17 protein-coding genes are annotated in these 17,831 nt (G+C 63.4%); 10 read left to right on the top strand and 7 right to left on the bottom strand.

Annotated elements, in window-relative coordinates; translation table 11 throughout:
* The first annotated feature begins 1 nt into the window (after position 1).
* Positions 2-1,408: an efflux transporter outer membrane subunit gene (locus tag ACVWWJ_RS13610; protein ID WP_456968294.1), complete on the top strand. Its 1,407-nt coding sequence runs from the start codon at positions 2-4 to the stop codon at positions 1,406-1,408.
* Between the two features lie 15 nt (positions 1,409-1,423).
* Here ACVWWJ_RS13610 and ACVWWJ_RS13605 read toward each other — a convergent pair whose 3' ends face one another.
* Positions 1,424-2,041 carry a hypothetical protein gene (locus ACVWWJ_RS13605; protein ID WP_456968293.1) on the bottom strand — a complete coding sequence of 206 codons (618 nt, stop codon included), beginning with the start codon at positions 2,039-2,041 and terminating at the stop codon, positions 1,424-1,426.
* A gap of 134 nt (positions 2,042-2,175) precedes the next feature.
* Here ACVWWJ_RS13605 and ACVWWJ_RS13600 point away from each other — a divergent pair, with 134 nt between their 5' ends.
* Positions 2,176-3,285 carry a calcium:proton antiporter gene (locus ACVWWJ_RS13600; protein WP_456968292.1) on the top strand — a complete coding sequence of 370 codons (1,110 nt, stop codon included), beginning with the start codon at positions 2,176-2,178 and terminating at the stop codon, positions 3,283-3,285.
* Here ACVWWJ_RS13600 and ACVWWJ_RS13595 read toward each other — a convergent pair.
* The 5 genes from ACVWWJ_RS13595 to ACVWWJ_RS13575 all read right to left on the bottom strand — a co-directional run bounded on the left by ACVWWJ_RS13595 (position 3,264) and on the right by ACVWWJ_RS13575 (position 9,333).
* Positions 3,264-4,511, bottom strand: a complete 1,248-nt coding sequence (locus ACVWWJ_RS13595; protein WP_456968291.1) for a histidine-type phosphatase — start codon at positions 4,509-4,511, stop codon at positions 3,264-3,266. The genes ACVWWJ_RS13600 and ACVWWJ_RS13595 overlap by 22 nt on opposite strands.
* Positions 4,508-6,982 (bottom strand): TonB-dependent receptor, encoded by a 2,475-nt coding sequence (locus tag ACVWWJ_RS13590; RefSeq protein WP_456968290.1) that lies wholly within the window; start codon positions 6,980-6,982, stop codon positions 4,508-4,510. The genes ACVWWJ_RS13595 and ACVWWJ_RS13590 overlap by 4 nt, the downstream gene beginning before the upstream one ends.
* A gap of 110 nt (positions 6,983-7,092) precedes the next feature.
* The gene (locus ACVWWJ_RS13585) at positions 7,093-8,394 is read right to left on the bottom strand and encodes a FecR family protein (protein ID WP_456968289.1); all 1,302 of its coding nucleotides are present in this window, start codon (positions 8,392-8,394) and stop codon (positions 7,093-7,095) included.
* Positions 8,387-8,905: a sigma-70 family RNA polymerase sigma factor gene (locus ACVWWJ_RS13580; RefSeq protein ID WP_159896826.1), complete on the bottom strand. Its 519-nt coding sequence runs from the start codon at positions 8,903-8,905 to the stop codon at positions 8,387-8,389. The genes ACVWWJ_RS13585 and ACVWWJ_RS13580 overlap by 8 nt, the downstream gene beginning before the upstream one ends.
* Positions 8,906-8,976: 71 nt before the next feature.
* Complete coding sequence (locus ACVWWJ_RS13575; RefSeq protein WP_456968288.1) at positions 8,977-9,333, bottom strand: carboxypeptidase-like regulatory domain-containing protein; 357 nt, start codon at positions 9,331-9,333, stop codon at positions 8,977-8,979.
* A 224-nt stretch (positions 9,334-9,557) separates the two neighbouring features.
* Between ACVWWJ_RS13575 and dhaL the strand changes: the two genes are divergently transcribed.
* On the top strand, positions 9,558-11,270 hold the full coding sequence (gene dhaL / locus ACVWWJ_RS13570) for a dihydroxyacetone kinase subunit DhaL (protein WP_456968287.1): 1,713 nt from the start codon (positions 9,558-9,560) through the stop codon (positions 11,268-11,270).
* Positions 11,271-11,282: 12 nt separating this feature from the next.
* Complete coding sequence (locus ACVWWJ_RS13565) at positions 11,283-11,771, top strand: OsmC family protein (protein ID WP_456968286.1); 489 nt, start codon at positions 11,283-11,285, stop codon at positions 11,769-11,771.
* A 7-nt stretch (positions 11,772-11,778) separates the two neighbouring features.
* On the opposite strand, the gene ACVWWJ_RS13560 is transcribed toward ACVWWJ_RS13565, so the two are convergent.
* Entirely contained in the window at positions 11,779-12,054 is a 276-nt protein-coding gene (locus tag ACVWWJ_RS13560; protein ID WP_456969712.1) for a DUF1003 domain-containing protein, read from the bottom strand.
* Between the two features lie 80 nt (positions 12,055-12,134).
* On the opposite strand from ACVWWJ_RS13560, the gene ACVWWJ_RS13555 reads away from it, so the two are divergent.
* The 6 genes from ACVWWJ_RS13555 (at position 12,135) to ACVWWJ_RS13530 (ending at position 17,798) form a co-directional block, all read left to right on the top strand.
* Positions 12,135-12,410: a hypothetical protein gene (locus ACVWWJ_RS13555; RefSeq protein WP_456968285.1), complete on the top strand. Its 276-nt coding sequence runs from the start codon at positions 12,135-12,137 to the stop codon at positions 12,408-12,410.
* A gap of 22 nt (positions 12,411-12,432) precedes the next feature.
* Positions 12,433-12,774, top strand: a complete 342-nt coding sequence (locus tag ACVWWJ_RS13550) for a hypothetical protein (protein WP_456968284.1) — start codon at positions 12,433-12,435, stop codon at positions 12,772-12,774.
* Between the two features lie 36 nt (positions 12,775-12,810).
* On the top strand, positions 12,811-14,322 hold the full coding sequence (locus ACVWWJ_RS13545; protein ID WP_456968283.1) for a hypothetical protein: 1,512 nt from the start codon (positions 12,811-12,813) through the stop codon (positions 14,320-14,322).
* 574 nt (positions 14,323-14,896) lie between these two features.
* Positions 14,897-15,400, top strand: coding sequence for a hypothetical protein (locus ACVWWJ_RS13540; protein WP_456968282.1), 504 nt, complete (start codon positions 14,897-14,899; stop codon positions 15,398-15,400).
* A gap of 646 nt (positions 15,401-16,046) precedes the next feature.
* Positions 16,047-17,009, top strand: coding sequence for a LysM peptidoglycan-binding domain-containing protein (locus ACVWWJ_RS13535; RefSeq protein WP_456968281.1), 963 nt, complete (start codon positions 16,047-16,049; stop codon positions 17,007-17,009).
* A gap of 231 nt (positions 17,010-17,240) precedes the next feature.
* The gene (locus tag ACVWWJ_RS13530) at positions 17,241-17,798 is read left to right on the top strand and encodes a hypothetical protein (protein ID WP_456968280.1); all 558 of its coding nucleotides are present in this window, start codon (positions 17,241-17,243) and stop codon (positions 17,796-17,798) included.
* The last annotated feature ends 33 nt before the right edge of the window (positions 17,799-17,831 follow it).

The raw sequence follows: 17,831 nt of genomic DNA, 5'->3' as shown, positions 1-17,831 counted from the left end.
GATGTCCCGAACCCTCCTCGTCGCGTCGATCGCGTGGTTGCTGCACGGTTGCATGGTCGGTCCCGACTACAAGAAACCGGAGGTCACGATGCCCGTGGCTTACAAGGAAACCCCGGGGTGGTCGCCCGCGCAGCCTGACGATGCCGCGCCGAAGGGCGACTGGTGGGCGGTGTTCCACGACCCCCTCCTGGACCAGCTGGAACCGATGGTGTCGGTATCCAACCAGACCGTTGCCCAGAGCTATGCGAACTACCAGGAGGCCCTGGCCGAAGTGCAGATCGCGCGTAGCGCCTTGTTCCCGACCATCGGGGTGACGGGTTCCGCGACGAAGCAGCGCAGCGCGAGTAACGGCACGGGCAACACCGTCAGCGTGAACCCGGGCATCCGCACGGCAGGATCGCTGGAAGGCAATATCAGCTGGGCGCCCGACTTCTGGGGCAAGACGCGTCGTACCGTAGAAGAGAACAAGGCCACGGCCGAGGCCAGCGCGGCAACGCTCGCGAATGCGAAGCTGACCGAGCAGGTGGCACTGGCTACCGCGGTGATCGATCTGCGCGTCACCGATGCGAACATCGACCTGCTGAGCCGCACGGTGGATGCCTATAAGGAGTTCCTGCGTGTGGTGGACAACCAGGGCAAGGCGGGGATCACGCCGCCGTCGGATGTGATTGCGGCGCGCACGCAGCTTGAGAACGCGCAGTCGAGTCTGATCGCCCTGGGCGTCTCGCGTGCAAGATACGCGCACGCGATCGCCGTACTGGTCGGCAAGACGCCGGAGGAACTGGACATCCCGCACAGCGCCGCCCTGCCGGATCTCCCGTCGGTACCGTCTGGCATGCCGGCGACGCTCCTGCAACGCCGGCCGGATATCGCCGTTGCCGAACGCGAGATGGCTGCACAGAATGCCGCCATCGGTGTTGCGGTTGCCGCGTACTATCCGGACATCACGCTTTCGGGTGCCGATGGCTTCTCGCAGTCGCCACTGACCGGCTTGCTACATGTAGCCAACCATGTCTGGTCGCTCGGTGCCGATGTCAGCGAGACGATCTTCGATGCGGGCGCTCGCCACGGGCAGGTCGCCGCGGCGCGCGCGTCCTACGAATCGGCGGTGGCGAACTATCGCGGTACGGTGCTGACGGCGCTGCAGAACGTCGAGGACGATCTGGCCGGCATACGGATTCTCGCGCAGCAGGCCGAGGTACTCGATGCCGCCGTGACGGACGCCACGCGCGGTTCGGACATCGCGTTCAACGAGTACAAGGCCGGCACGGTCGACTACACCACGGCCATCACGGCACAGACCACGCTGTACAGCACCCAGCAGAACGCGCTCGATGTACGCGAGCAACGCCTGCTCGATGCGGTGTCGCTGATCGGTGACACCGGCGGCCCGGTGACATCACCCTGAGGATCGAAGCCGGCCTCAGTGCGGTTTGGGCGTCACGTCGATCGCCATCGCTTCCACGTAGGTGATGCGAACCAGGTCGCCCACGCGCAGTTTCGTCATGCGGGCCTGCCGCTCCGGGTCCTTCACCTCCACCACGCGCTGCTTGCCATCGGGGCCCTGCAGCGTGACGGTGTGCTTTTTCAGGTCGATGGCAGTGAGTTTGCTGGTGATCGAGATCGCCCGGTCGGCGGCCGCGCCGGGCAGGGTGCCCTTGGGCGCGCGTGCCGCGTCGCTGGCTGTCACGACGCCGGTCGATGCGCTTCCTGCGGGAAGCAGTTCGAGCGCAGCGGCCGCCCGGTAGGTCGCGATGACCAGATCACCGACCTTGAGCTGGTCGAAGTTGCGCACTTCCGGACCGACCTCGATAGTGAATTCATGCGTGCTGCCCTTGCCCTCTCGCAGGGTGACAAAGCGGCTTTGCTTGTCGATATCGACCACGGTGGCCGTCCGTACTTCCTGTTCGTGGGCCAGCTCGAACGAGCCGCCGGGCGCCGTGGACGCGGGGGCGGGTGCCTGTGTCCGGGCAGTGACGGCAAGCGGCAGGGTCAGTGCAAGGCCGAGCGCGGGGATCATGAAGAAAGTCAGCTTACGCATGGGTCGGCTCCTCTGGGAGCTCGCATCGTCGTCCACGCGGCCAGCCCGCGGCGAGCGTAGGACCACCGTCCGGGGCTAGGTAGTTCTACTGGGCTGGCTTGCCAAGCGGCACCGCCTCGGGCACGTTAGGCCGCATGAAGCGACCGGTAGCGATGGCACGAGAGGAGTGGTTCCTGGTCGTCACGGTGGCGACATGCGCCGTGTTCCTCGGGATGCACGACCGACTCCTGGCCGGACTCGAGTCGCGGGCCTGGCTCATCCTGATGTTCGTCTGGCTGTTCGTGGTCATCCTCGGCTCCGCCCTGTCCGTGTTGCGGCATGCGGAGCGTCTTGCCCATCACCTGGGGGAGCCGATCGGTACCCTGGTTCTCACCATCGCGGTGACCTCCATCGAGATCATGAGTATCTCGGCGGTCATGCTGCATGGCGCGAACAACCCCACGCTGGCCCGCGATACCTTGTTCTCGGTCACCATGATCGTGCTCAACGGCATGGTCGGCGTGTCGTTGCTATGGGGCGGCTGGAAGCATCGCGAGCAGGCTTACAACCTGCAGGGCGCGAATGCGTATCTCGGGTTGATCATTCCGCTGGGCGTACTCGGCCTGGTGTTGCCACGCTTCACCAACGTGGCCGAAGGATCCCCTCTGCCGTTCGCGCACCAGATGTTCCTCGTGGTGGTCATTCTTACGCTCTATGCGACCTTTCTTGGCTTGCAGACGAAGCGCCTGAAAGGCTATTTCATGTCGGACGCCTCCACCGCACGCCACGACGGCGCGGGCGAGCGAGCGACGAACGGGCCCGTGGCGTCGGGTGTGTTGCTTATCGCTTACATGATTCCAGTGGTCTTCCTGGTCGATCAGCTCGCCATCCCGGTCGACTACGTCGTCGAGACGTTGCATGCCCCGGCCGCCCTCGGCGGACTGGCGATGGCGATCCTCGTCGCGCTGCCCGAAGGACTCGGCGCGATTCGCGCCGCCAGCCGCAACGACCTGCAGCGCGCAGTCAACATCTTCCTCGGCTCGGTGCTTTCCACCATCGGCCTGACCATTCCCGCCATCCTGCTGATCGGCCAGATGACCCATCACCCGGTCATCCTGGGGCTTGAACATACCGACCTCATCCTGTTCGTGCTTACGCTGATGCTTTCCCTGCTCACGTTCTCGAGCGCCAGGACGCACCTGCTGCAGGGCGCGGTGCACCTGACGCTCTTCGTGTGCTTCGTCTACTTCCTGTTTTCGCCCTGAGTCGGGTTCATCGCCGGCAGTGAAGCGTCGACGCGCGCCGTGTCGATGGCCTTGCGCGCAAGGACGTCGAACTCGGCAACGGTGCACTCGCCGGCTTTGTGGCACCCGAGCACACGCACCGGTCTGGCGGGCACGTCGTCGAAGCGATTGGTACGAAGCGCATCCATCGACGGCATGAGGCTGCGGATACGGACGATGTCCGTGCCACCACGATGCACCAGGCTGAAGACGAGGGCGCCTCCGGGCGGATAATCGTCGGGATTTGCCGGATCATGCCAGTCCAGGCCAAGGACGCCGGCGACGTTCGCGAGGTTCGTATCGTGTCCGACCAGCATGACGACGCCATGGCCCGAGCTCGAAAGCGGAGCCACGTCCGTTTTTCCGCCGCGCGCCGCATCCAGGCTGGCCACGATATGCGCGACGAGGTTGGAACCGGCGTTCGCGGCGGCGGGCATGGCTTTCTTCGTCGCCGCGAACTGCTGGTTGTGCAGGGTGATCAGACGGCCGAGCACGGCGACGTTCGCCCGCCCGAAGCCGACCGCGGCCATGGGCATCCCTTCGGCGTAGGCAAGCATCAGGTTCTCGCTCAAGGTTCCGGCGAGCTTCATGGCCTTCGCGGCGTGGTCCGGGCTGTCGAGCAGCAACTTCTTGTTTTTCTGCGCTGCGGTCTCCGCGCACGTCGCCGGTGTGCAACCGAGCAACACCGTCTGCAGTTCGGCGAGCGCGGGCGGCACCGGGGTAGTAGGCGTGGAACCCTCGTCGTCGTCCTCGGTGGCCTTGCCTGCCTCCTTCATGAAGTGAAAAAGGGCATTGTTCCCGCCGTTGTCGACCGCAAGAAACGAGCCTTTGCAACCGGGCGTCATGCCGTCGACAAGGGCGCCCGCACTCTCGCGGTTACGAGGTGTGCTGTCGCCGATCACCACGAACGACGTGGCCACGGGGCAATCCCGTGCCAGCACACCGTCGTCCCGCAGCAATCGGCGAAGACGTCCGCCGATGGCCGTCATGCCGTCGTGACCGTGGGGCGTGAGGATGCCGGGAGCGACCGGCCAGGCGGGCCATTCACCCAGCGCATAGGCCGCATAGGTGTCCGCAGCCTTGGTCGGTGAACGCACGCCGTGGCGCATCAGTACGACATCGAGCTGCGTCGTTTCCGTCGGCGGGTTCGATGCGACGGCGGCCGTCGAAGCGATCGCCGAGAGCAGGAGGCCCAGCACGATTCTCATAGCTTCACCGAGAGGTCGAGGAAGATGCCGCGGCCCGGCAAGCCAAAATAGAGCGGACCGCCACTCACGGCCTGCGTACCGGCATAACCGGTGAGCTTGTGCACGTTGAACAGGTTGTTGACGTCGACGCTGATCGAGTAGCCCTTGGTGCCGGCCGGACCCTTGTCGGTACGGTAACCCGCCGCGGCATCGACGCTGAAATAGCCGGCGATACGCTGGTCGTTGAGGAAATGGACGTTGCCATCGTCGTCGGTGGTGTTGTCGAGACCGTACTGGTGCCCGAGGAACTTGCCCATCAACGAGCCGAAATAGCCGTTCGTGTTGCTGTACAGAAGGCCGAGGGCCGCGGTGACCTTGGGTGTCCCCGCGACCTGCACACTGCTGTTCTTGTAGGTGGCCTTGTTATAGCTGGCGTTGCCGTAGAGGCTCAGCGCGCGGGTCAGCGCGAACGTCGCCTCGGCTTCGGCACCCTTGTAGATCGCACCGCCGCCATTGACGAACGTGTCCTCGTTGCCGTTGTCCGTCGCCACCTCGGTCTCGGTGATGAAGTTCGAGAAGTCGATGTAATAGACGTCAGTGCCGAAGGTGAGCTTGCTCGATGCATACGCGGTGCCGAGCTGGTAGTTCCGCGTTTTCTCCGGCTGCAGGCTGTGCGAGCCGTTCACCTGGATCACGTCGATCGGCGGGGCGAGGAAGCCTTCCGCGGCCTGGGCATACGCGCTCCACGTGTCGCTCAGGCGATCATGCACGCTGATCGAGGGCAGGGCAGCATGGTAAGTCGCCTCGGCGGTGAGCGGCACGGGCGGCGATACCTTGTTCAACGGTGCATCCAGGCTGCGCGTGACTTCGGAATAGCGCACGCCCGGGCTGACCGTGATGGCATCGGTCACCTTCCAGTCGTATTGCAGGTAGGGCTGCACCGTATCCGTGCGGTCGTCGAGCATGTAGTTATCGACGGGGCCGTACTTCGTGCCGGTTTTTGTGCCCGTGGTCAGGTCCACCGGGTACTGATAGCGGGCGTCCAGGCTGCGCTCGAGCCACACGCCGGTAAGCAGGGTGCCGTCGCCCAGGTCGCGACCGAGCCGGAGTACGTTGCCGAAGGCATGAAAGCCGGAGTCGGCAAGCTTGCCGGGCAGATCGGTCTTCGACGTCGAGACCTTTTTGCCCTTGTCGTTGTAGAAGGTCACGCCGTTGTCGGCCGGATCGATGTCCGAGGCATCCGTGGTCTTGCGCGCCCAATGGTCGAAGGTGTTCAGGTACAGCTTGTCATCGACGTCCCAGCCGGCGATCTGGCTGGTCAGCCCCAGGTAGGTGAAGCTCGAGTAATACGCGGCATTGTTGGCGCCCTGGAAGTTCTGCACGGTGGGATCGTTACCCAGGCCAAAGCGCCACCCGTAACGATCGATCTCGTCCTTCGTCGCGCCCTGCACGGTGTTCTGGTGCTCGCGGTTGTAGCTGGTCACGAAGGTCAGGCTGGTGACATCGCCGAGCTGGCTGATCGTCTTGATGAAGACATGATCGCGCTTGTCGTCGGTGCCTTGAAGGTAGGTATCGCTCGACTCCTTCGAGATGTCCGCGAAAATACGAGTGTTGCCCACGGCCTCGTCGACGGAGACACCGCCGGCACGCGTGTTCCAGCTTCCCAGTGTCAGATAGGGCGTGATGCCCGGCTCGTCCGACGGTTCGCGCGAACGCAGGGCCACCGTGCCGCCGAACGTCGCGTTACCGACGGTGCTGCCGCCGCCCGGACCACGGTCGATTTCCGCCTGGCCGAGCACGTGGTTATTGAAATACGCCGACGTCGTATGGTGCAGGTCGCTGGCGTCGCCGAACGGGATGCCATCGAAGGTGATGTTGAACTGGCCATCCTGGAAACCGCGGATGCTTATGCCTTCGTTCTTGCCCAGGCCCGGGCCCTCGGGCGAGGTGACCGTGACGCTGGGCGCGTACTTGATGATGTCGTCGAAATTGGCGTTGAAGCGCAGGCCGTCGCGGATGAAGCGCTCGTCGATCACCGACGTCGGCTGCGTGGCATCGAGCGGCGGGGCGCTGGGCGCCAGCGTATCGACCGCGTTCGCGTGCACGCTGATCGGTGCCAGCTTCTGCGCTTCGTCACGGGTGTCGATAGGCGGGAGCGCCGCGGCTGCCGGCGCCGGGCCGGCTCCGGCGTTTCCCGGCACGATACTCACCGTGGTGGGGGTGACCAGGCGATACGTCATGCCGGTGCCGGCGAGCAGGGCGGATAACTGCTCGCCGGCCGTCATGCCGCCGGGCGCGGCATGGCTACGCACGCCGTCGGGCACCTCGGCACCGTAAACCACCTGCCAGCCGTTCTCATGGGCAAAGCGGTCGAGCGCGCGTGCCAGCGGCATGGCTTCGATGGGCTGCGTGGATGCGGCCAGTGCCACCGTAGGGACAAGGGTCGCGCCGGCGATAGCAAGGGCGATGCAGAGGGCGAGCGAGTTTCGCATGGCGTCACATACCTTGGATGGGAGGTCGTTGAGGACAGTCATCGCTGTCCGACCCCATCTAAGAGTCCCGCCGCCGGCGGTCGGGTACCTCTCATTCGATGAATTTTTTCTTACAGCCGTGTCGCGCCACGTGCGGTGGTGAATCGGACACGGCCAGCCGTGCGATCGATATGCACGCGCGGCAGGCCGCCGATGTATGCGATGAAGGCCTCGGGATCGCGCGCGTGGAACACGCCACTGATGCGCTTGGCGGCGAGGTCCGGATCGTCGACGACCAGTGGTGTGGTCGCGTACGCATTGAAGCGTCGGGCGACCTCGGCGACCGTGGCGTCGTGGAAGCGGATGTCTTCCGGCAGCCATTGCGTTGCCGCGGCCAGGTCCGCATGGCTGTGTGCGACAAGGCGGCCAACACCGTCGACGCGGGCCGTCTCGCCACCGCGCAGGCCCACGATTCGCTCCCGGGACGCGGCGGTACCCGTCAGTCGCGCATGTATCCGTGACAGCCATGGGGAGGGCAGGTTCCACACGGATACCTCGCCGCTGACCACGGTCACCTGCGCACCGGCATCGCTTCGTTGCACGTCGAACACCGTGCCGACGTCGTCGATCTGTTGGCGGCCGACGGTGACCTTCATCGGTCGCGCGGCGTCCTTGCCTATGTCGAACGATGCGCTTCCTTGCAGTAGTTCGATGTGGCGTGCGCGGGTATCGAAGCTCACCTTCATGGCGCTCTGCGGTGAGAGCTGGACCACGGTGTCATCGTCGAGCGTGACTTCGCGCACGTCCAGGCCTGCGGCGTAGCGGATGCCGGGTGGGTCGGGTGATGGCCAGGTTGCCGTGACGCTTGCGCATAGCAGGAGGATCGCTGCCGCCGCCGCGGTCCAGCGCAGACCCTGGGCGCTGTGGCGCCGGAGAGCATCGCCGCTGAAGCGGCTCCCACAGGGGGCATCGCCGCTGAAGCGGCTCCCACAGGGGGCATCGCCGCTGAAGCGGCTCCCACAAGGGGCATCGGCGCTGAAGCGGCTCCCACAGGGGGCCTCGGCGCTGAGGCGGCTACTGAGCTGGGCGGTGCGCTGCTCATGCTGTTGTGGGAGCCGATTCATCGGCGATGGGTGCTCGCGATCACCAACCCCGGCACCACCATCCACCCTGCGAAACCCAGCCACCCCACGAAACGCCACAACCGCACTTTCCGCCGCCGCCAACTCCCGCAACTCCCCAACCGACATCCCTTCGGCCGCCGTCGCCGCACGCAGGTCGCCGTGCATCTGCGCCATCGCCATGTACTCCGCCACATGCTGTGGCGAGCGCCGTAGCCAGGCCATGAATCGGGCCTGCGCGCGCGCATCCGGGACATCCTGCATATCGAGATACCAGGTCGCCGCTTCCTCGGTGAGGCGCCGGTCATTCATAGCGTGCCATTCCCTGCCGGCACGCGGCCAGTCCCTTGACGATGTACTTCTTGACCATGTTCGGCGAGATCGCGAGCTGCTCGCCGATTTCCTTGTACGAGAGGTCGTCGCGGTAGTGCATGACCAGCACGGCCCGACACTTAGGCGAGAGGCGGCCGATCAGCGTGGCCAGACGCTGCCTGCGCAGCGCACGATCGACGTCGGCACCCGCGTGGCACGGTGTGGCCAGGCGTTCGATCACCTCTTCCAGGCCTTCGCTGCTGATCGGTGCACGCTGCTGCATCTGCGCGTGTTCCTTCACCAGGTTGGCGGCAACGGTGAACAGGTAGGCCTCGGGATTGCGCACCGCGCCCGCGCTGGCATCACCCGACCGCAGCAGGCGGAGGTAAACCTCCTGCACGAGGTCCTGCGCGTCCCAGCGATGCGAGACGCGACGAAGGAAGTAGGAGGCGAGGGAGGGCCCCTTGTCGGCCAGCAGCCGCGCCCAGCTTTGCGGCGTCTCGGCAGACACGTCGGCTCCAGGGTGAAGCCCGGGAGCCTAGGGGCCGAATGTTGCAGCGTTACGTCAGGAGGCCGGAAGCCTTAACTGCCGGCGGCGCACTTGTCGTTCTCGCAGGCGAAATCGACTTCAGCGCCCCGGCCGACGGTCAGGGGGATCCTGTTGCGTGTATCGAGCACCTTGCCGTCCTTCTCGAGGGTAACGGAATAGGTCCCCGTGGGAATCGACGAGATCTTGTAGCGACCGCTGTCGCTGATCGTTGCATGGCGCTGGGCGCCCGTATCGCTTTTGGCAGTGACGATGCCGCCGGCTGGACCCTGGCCAAACATGCTTGCCGTGGTGCCCTGGGCCTGGGCGGGTGCGCCCGCCGTGGCGAACAGGATGACGACGGCGGACGTGACGACGCCCAGCAGGAACGTGCGATAGCCGATGCTCTTCATGAATCCCCTTATGAGACGGTGTTGGTCCTTGATGTTTTATTCCAGCCCGTTCGTGCGAGAAAGTACGCCGGATGGAATGACTGTATTGCCCCCGTGGAACCAATGGATGATTGCTTTCATCCACGGACCCAGTCAACGCCCGCGGGCGCGAATCTATGCCAGACTTCCGGCACTTGCCTGGCCAAGGTCGGGCGCTTCCGTCAACCTGCCCCGAGGTACGAAACGTGAAGAAGCTGATCAACGATCCGCTCCAGGTCGTGAGCGAAATGATCGAAGGCCTCGTCCTTGCCGACGACCGCCTCGCCCGTATTGCAGGACATAACGTCGTGTTGCGTCGCGATCACGCGACGTACGCCGCCTCGGGCAAGGTCGCCCTCATTTCCGGCGGAGGCGCCGGGCACGAGCCGGCACACGCCGGTTACGTCGGGCAGGGCATGCTCACCGCGGCCGTGGTCGGCGAAGTGTTCACCTCGCCCAGCGTGGACGCCGTGCTCGCCGCCATTCTCGCTGTCGCCGGCCCGGCGGGTGTCCTGCTCATCGTCAAGAATTACACCGGCGACCGGCTCAACTTCGGCCTGGCGGCGGAACTCGCTCGCGCCACGGGCATCACGGTGGATCTGGTCGTGGTCGCCGACGACGTTGCGCTTGATACCGAAGACGGCGTCGTCGGGCAACGCGGTATCGCCGGCACGGTTCTGGTGCACAAGGTCGCCGGTGCCGCAGCGGAAGCCGGTCGTTCGCTGGCCGAAGTCAGGCAGGAGGCACAGGGAGCCATCGACGCCGTTTTCAGCATGGGCCTTGGCCTGGGCGCCTGCATCGTTCCCGCGGCCGGAACACCCGGTTTCGAACTGTCAGACACGGAAGTCGAGTACGGCCTCGGCATCCACGGCGAGCGTGGCGCGAAGCGTGGCCCGATCGCGAAGGCGGATGTCATGCTCGATACCTTGCTCGATCGCCTGCTGGAGCGCAGCAAGCTTCGCGCGAACGAACGGGTTGCGCTACTGGTCAACAACCTGGGTGGCACCGCCGTGCAGGAACTCGACATCGTCGCGCGCCACGCATTGCAACGCCTCGACGCCGCGAAGATCGAAGTTGCCCTGGTGCAGGTCGGTACCTTCCTCACGGCACTCGAGATGCCGGGCTGTTCACTCTCGCTGATGCGTCTTGACGAAGGGCGCCGCGAACGTCTGCTTGCACCCGCATCGGCAGCCGCCTGGAGCGTTCCGACTCACCCGGTCAAGGTCGGTGCGAGCGTCGAGGCGCGCACGGTAACCCGGGAAGCCCTGGCCGCGGGGCCGGCATGGGCATCGGCAGCGCATGCGGATCGTTTCGAAGCTGCGCTCCGCGCGGTCACCGCCGCCTTGCAGAAGGCGGAGCATGCGTTGACCGACCTCGATTCCGTGGTCGGCGATGGCGACATTGGCCTGAGCCTCGCGCGTGGCGCACGCGGTGTAGAAGCCGCGCTACCGGACCTCGACAGGAAGCATCCGGCCGTCGCGTTGCAGGCAATCGCTTCGATCCTGCGTCGTGAACTCGGCGGTACCTCGGGCCCGCTGTACGCGTCGTTTATCGTGCGTGCGGCAAGTCATCTCGCCGAACACGACGAGGTCGATTCCGCCCGTGCCTGGGCGCATGCGTTCCGCGCGGGCATCGAAGGCGTGCAGACACTGGGTGGAGGCAAGGCGGGCGACCGCACTATGCTCGACGCGCTGATTCCCGCCGCCGACGCAGCGGATGCTGCCGTTGCGCGCGGCGACGCAGTGCCAGCCATTCTCGCGGCAGCGATCGAGGCGGCCCATGCCGGCGTGGAAGCAACCAAACAGATGCGGCCGCGCCTGGGCCGTTCGTCCTACCTCGGCGATCGCGCCCTGGGCCACGCAGACCCCGGCGCCTACGCCGTGGCGCTGTGGCTCGAAGCGATCGGCTCGGCCCGCTAAGGAGACGCATCGATGACATCGCAACCGGTGATCGTCCAGCCCACCGGACAAGGTGAGTTCCAGGTGCGCGTGAGCGCACAGGGCCCGTCGTTTTTCGTCGATGAACCGGTGGCCATGGGTGGCCTCGCAACCGGACCGACACCGTACGATCTCCTCAGTGCAGCCCTCGGTGCGTGCACGGCGATGACGCTGGGCCTGTATGCGCGCCGCAAGGGCCTGTCGTTGACCGACGTGCAGGTCGCGGTCACGCATCGTCGCGACGCCATCACCGGGCGCGATACCTTCGACCGCGCTCTCTATATCGAGGGTTCATTCGACGACGCCCAGGCGGCGCGCCTGCTCGCGATGGCCGACCGTTGTCCCGTCGGCAAGACGCTTAGTGCAGGGGCGGACATCGTCACTCACCTGGCGCCGAAGACCGAACCCGTCATCCCGAATCGGCCCTGCGACCAGACACACCCCGGCGCGATGGAGCAGGCCTGCGACGAGATGGACGCCTGAGGACCGCCTAGCGGTCGCCTTCCTTGACCAGGCGGGTGAGCAGGTCGATCTGGGCCTGCTGCTGCGCAAGGAGTTGCATCACTTGCTCATTGCGCAGTGAGTCGAGTTTCTCGTGCAAGGCGAGGATCTCGACTTCCGCCTTCAGGTTCACCTCGTAGTCGTAGGAGGCCATCTCGCGATCCTTCGACGACTGCCGGTTCTGGCTCATCATGATCACGGGTGCCTGGAAGGCGGCCAGCATGGACAGCATCAGGTTTAGGAAGATGTACGGATAGGGATCCACGGCCAATATTGCGCGTTCCCTCAGGCGTTTCGGAGCGGACCGCGCTTGGCACTCGAACGGATCAATATGCCCGAACTGCGATGCAGGAATGGCTGACAGGAGAGGGCATTGATGAAGGTGCAGGGCAGCTGATTCAAGTGAACCGCTATTTGCGTGATCCGGCTGATAGCGGGTCGTACCGGATTCCGGATGTGAATATTCCTGGTGCAAACCAGATCTACGATGCAACCTTAGGCTTTAAAACTTGGTCTTCGCCACAGGTGAGAGGCTTCTACCAATATTCGGGCGGGAGCACTACTACTATCGTGAGGCCGAGCGAGATTGGTGGCTCTTACAGCGTTTTGGTGCCGCGTTGAAGTCTGAGGGCAAGGATTATTTATGGCACAGAGAATCAATAAACTTTCAGACTTGAGTGATCGAATTGGATTCACTCTCCTATCGGCCCCTGATCGATTCCCAGCGGTTGGGGCATTCGGCAGCGATCAGAAAAAAAATCTTCTGATCGCGTTCGATATCCTCCAAGAAGGGTTTCCTTTGGTCGAGAAGAAGATCAAAGATCCTGCTCGGTTGGAGAAACTGCAGCAGCTTCTCCAAGATGCGCTTCTGGCCTACCAGCAGGGTGAGAGGAAGAAAGGGGCGCACTTACTGCAGGATTTTGAGGAAATCGTGTTTCCAAGTCGGTTCGAAGAGTACGAGGAACGTAAAGGCGATAACGCCTAGCGAACTACCAGAACGCCCGCGGCGGTGCTGAGCGCAATGAGCTACGCCGCACAAAGCGGCATTGCCAACGTCACCGGGCAGCGCAGCCAGTTCAGTTGGGCAGGGCTCGTGGCGAGCGCGGCCGCCAGCGGCATTACCGCAAGCACCGGCCTCAACGGCACCAATGCACAAGGCCTGGGTCTCTCGACAGGTGACGTCGGACGTGACGTTGCGGGCAGCCTGCTCTCGGGCACGATTCAGCGCGAAACGAGCCTGGCCCTGGGTGACGACCGCGTCAGCGGTTGGGGCGATGTGGCAAGCACGGCAATTGGAACCGCCATCGGGTCTGCAGCAGTGCAGGCAGCGATGGAGCGCGAGGCGACGCCTGCGCTGACGAAGTCCTCGGGCTCGCCGCTGGACGATTGGCGGCAGGAGTCCGGTGGGCTGAGTGCCTACAGCAGCATTAGTCCCTTCACGGACGTTGCTGACCCGACCGATGTGCTCGAAGCTTACAACCGGCAGGGCCTCGCAGGCGCCGTGCTTCGGGACCCGTCCATTCTCTCGGCTGATGACGGTATGGCATCTGTGGCCTATGGGGCACGAGCTGACTGGATTGCCTCCGCTGACACCTCGGCTTATTCCGGTGTTGGCAATCCCGATCTTGCAGCGGCCGAAGACGTGCCTGGGGTCAAGGACCCTTCGTCGCAAGCCAATCCGCTGCGCTCAAGCGACCAGGGGCCGACTCTCCGCTGGCGGACCCAGTCCAATGGCGAGCTTCCCGTGTCGTTTACCGTATTGCGGGCGCCCTACGACATGGAAAAGGATTACCCGGGAACGTTCGACGACCTGCCGCCCATCGACACAACCGATCTGCCGAGGGTGGATAACCTTGACCTCTCCACAATACCCACGTTGGACGCGGTCCAGGTGTTTGCATCGGTTCCGCGAGATGACGGGTCTGTCGGCGGGGTGGTCGACCGCATTGCTCAGACCTACCGCGCAAGTCGCCAGGCTGTTGATGACGAACTGGCAGCCGCGGACCGCGCAATCTCCGGGGCAGAGTCGTCCGTTGACAGCTTCCGGAACGACGTTCGTGACTGGTCCAGGGAACACGGGAACGCTTATGTCGCGTCAGTGGGCAAGTCGCTGTCTGACCAGATTGGATTCGTCGAAGGCGTCGGGCTAACCGCAGCGCACGCGGTGACGGGGACGGCCGGCCTCGCGGTAGCGGCATCCGACCTCGCCAATCCGGTGGCATGGGCGCTCGATCCCCAGCGAAATGTTGATCACTTGGTAACCGCCTACAGCACGGCTGACGCCGTTGACTCGGTTATTAACATTACCCGCTGGGCGACCAATCCCCAGCAGTCTCTCGCAACCATGAAAGCCATCGTCAATGGGGTCACGAAGGAGTACCAGAAAGACCTAGCGAACGGGGACAAGGCGAAGTTCGCGGGGCGTCTAACAGGCGCAATATTCAGCGCAGTCGGCCCGCTCGCGTTTGGCGAGCTCGGCGAAGCGGCGCGGTTGCGGACACGCTGGAGGGAGCGTCGGCCGCTAGCCAGCTGACTCAGGACGCTGCAGCAACAACTTCGCGAATTGACAACTCAGTATTGAGCGCGGCGAATCGTGGTAGCGTCTCAGACGCGAATAGGGTCGGCGCGCGCAGCGAGTTTGGGGGCGCGTATCCAACAAATCAGGCTCTCGTATCAAGCATCGCCAAGCGCGCGGATGCCTGGGGTTCCAGGCAGGGGCTGGGAAATGGTCCGGTGGCTGGGACGCTAAAGCATGGATACGCGGAAAACATGCTTAACCGATACCAGCGGCTAGTTGGAGATCGCGAACTGACTACGGAGGCCCGCTATGTCAACGGGGTTCCCTGGTCGCCAGGAGATCCGGTGTCTGGCTCCATTCGCCTCGACTTGGTTGAGGGGCCTCTTGCGTCGCCGCAGCAGGTATGGGATTACAAGTTCGGAAACGCTAAGCTCTCGCAGACTAGAGTTCAGCAAATTCGCTTGGGGACACGCAGTCCCGAGGTCCCTGTTTACGAGGTGAATCCATGATAGCTGCTCACAAGCCAATGACTGATAAGCAGCTGCGGGAGGTTGTCGCTCAGTACGCGAGTGCGCTCCCAGGATGGACCTTGTTCCAAGAGATTGCTCTCGTCAGACAGTCTGGCCCGATCCAACAGATGATTTGGTTCCAGAAGATGAACTACGCTGCGTATCGACCGAGTCACGTGGTTAAGGCTCTTCCCATATCGATGCCTCGGATGCTGGCTCAACACCTCGATATTCGCAATCGAGAGATCAAGTACGCCTCGCACGCTAGCCAAATGGTCAACGTGGTGAGCGCTATGGAGTTACAGTTCATGCCAAGCATTCGAAAACCGCTCGACCCGACTGAAGTCTTAGCTCTGTGCGAAGCAGAGGCCCGCGAGACTACTAACGATCTCATGATGTTGGCTATTCTCTACGCTTGGATTGGGCAAAAGGAGAAGGCGGTCGATTGTTGTGAGCGGCTGCAAAGCACCGCGTCCCCCTTGCTTGCTCCGGTGCCCGAGTGGGAAGAAGCAATGCGGCAGTTCGGGAAAGAGCTAGTTGTCGCGATAACATCTGGCAATGAGCGCGTGCTTCTGGCCGCTTGATAGGCGCTTTCTCGAGCGTGCGACGAACGATTTCTTCAACAACGATTCGTACAAGGTTGCCTTTCCGGCCTACTACGCCATCAAGGGCGCCGGATTAAAGTTCGCAACTTCGTCTACACCAAGGCTAAGATCGGCGGCGGGTTCCAGGCGGCCCAATACGCCCAGTTGAGCGCATTCGCCCGTGGCGAAGGGAATGCCGATTAAATTCGCAACCGACTTCGCGCTGTCGCGCTCCAGGACGCAGCCAAGCCGCCGGCGACGCTGTTTGCGATCACGCCGTTTGGGGAGGCAGCTTCGCACGCCGTCGATTTGACCGTCGGCGCTGACGACGCGATTTCGCTCGTCAAGCTGGTCGAAACGACGAGCCCGAAATTAGTCGAAGGTTTGACAGCACTACTGCGGCCACCCGCCTCCGAGGCGCCGCTAGGAACGAGCGTCGGCGACGCGGTTTCTACCGGAACGCAGATGCCCATCGCGGATGCCGATTTGCCGCTCGCTGGCGAGCTTGCGAACGCCACCGGTCAATTAGCTGATGCCCGAAAAGGCGCAATAGATTGCGCGCCTGAGCTCGCCGCTCACCTAGCGTTTTCACTAAGGTCGGACGGCAAGCCCGTCCGAGGCGGCAACGAAACGTCTGGATTCGCATGTGCATTTGGGTTCGCATCGGTCCATCTCGGTGGTCGAACGGTGCAATGTCTATGACCCTCACGGCAACCGGGTCGCCAGTGCCCAGCACATCCAGTACACCGGTGGCGCCATTGCCGACACCGTCCGCGTCTTTGCCTATGACGCCAACGGTGAAATCATCGAGCGGCGCGACGGCACCGCCAGCGGTGCAAACCTCGACCAGGGCAGCAATGCCGCGCATGAAAACCAGCATTACGTCTACGTCAACGGTGAGCAAGTTGCCCACTATGACGAAGGCGGCACGCTCGATGTCCTGAGCCAGGTCACTGCATTCTCGAGCGGCGCGACCTCCGGCTATGTGGTGCAAACCGGCGATACATTGAAGAGCATCGCGCAGGCGGTGTATGGCAACGCGAGCCTTTGGTACGTTATCGCGCAAGCCAACGCCATCGATGGGGACAGCCAGCTGGCAGTGGGGCAGGACCTGACCATTCCCGAGGTCAAGACCAACCAGAACGACTCGACCACCTACAAGCCATACAACAGCACGGAGATTGCTGGCAGCACGACGCCGGGTTTGCCGACGATTGCACCACCGCCACCGCCGCCGAGTGGCGGCCACTGCAGCACGCTGACGATGATCATCATCATTGCCGTCATCGTGGTGGTGACCATTTACACGGCAGGTGCGGCAGCCGAGGCCTTCGGCAGCGCGGCCGTGTCGTCCGGTGGCACCTTCGCCAGCGGCGTCGGTGCGCTGACGGGTGCAGGTGGTCTCTCTGCCGCCACTGCCGCCACTGCCGGCGCAGCGGCCATTGGTGGCTTTGTGGGCAATGTGGCGGGGGCAGCTCACGGGCGATTCGCTTGGGGTGTCTCACGGCTTCTCACTGGGAGAGGCGCTCACGTCCGGCATCACTGCGGGGTTGACGTCCGGTGTGGGCGGGCTGATTCAGGGGGGCGGAAGGCGGAAACATCCTGCTAGACAGCGCCGGGCACCTCAATGCTGGCGGCCAGGCGGTGCTGAGCGCCACGAGCTACGCCGCGCAAAACGGGGTGGCCAAGGCGGATTCGCTTCGTGCATTGATTCAGGGAATAAACGCACCCAACAACTTCATCACCGTGGAAATTGGCTCGGCTTCGGTACACCATCCCGGTTCCAGGTCAAACACATGTTGGTTCTGGCGGTCCTTGGCATTTGTAGGAGATAGCAATTGTGGCTTTGTATTCGCTAAAGGATCTTCAACATTCTCTCGATGTTAAGTTTGCCCATCAAGAGCCGATGTTGACGGGTTTTCGACTTTTGGATGGCGGGTTGGATGACGAGCGCGTCGTGCACGCTGAATCTGTGCTTGGCGTCAGTTTTCCTCGTGCATTTCGTGAAGCGATTAAGTTGCTTAGCTTTGAACACTTCACAATAGGACCGGTTGCGTTTTGCTATACGGGGGACTATTTAGCTGAGATGATGAGGCTAAACATTTCTGTTCACTGGTGGGGCGAAGGCCCGCGTCCCGCGGAGTGGCTGATGGTGGCGAATTCGGATCCCTACGCAATATTGATTAGCATCGACACGGGAGCAATTTGGGTGATGGACCCTGAGCGAGGAAGTAGGGAAGCCGTATGCGTGGCTCCCGATTTCGACATCTATTTACGAGGTGTCGGAACAGTCATCCTCGAGCGCAACATTGTCGCCGACAAGGTTGCACTGGCTCGAAATATTTCATCCGAAGTTGGTGGTTTAGGTGCCGAATATTGGGATTACTTGGCCAAGTAGCAAGCGCAATCGGCTTTGTCGTCAAGACGCCCG

It is taken from the genome of Luteibacter sp. HA06, from assembly GCF_054061215.1.
Note: the sequence above shows the minus strand (reverse complement) of the source record. Positions and strands in the feature narration are given on the sequence as shown.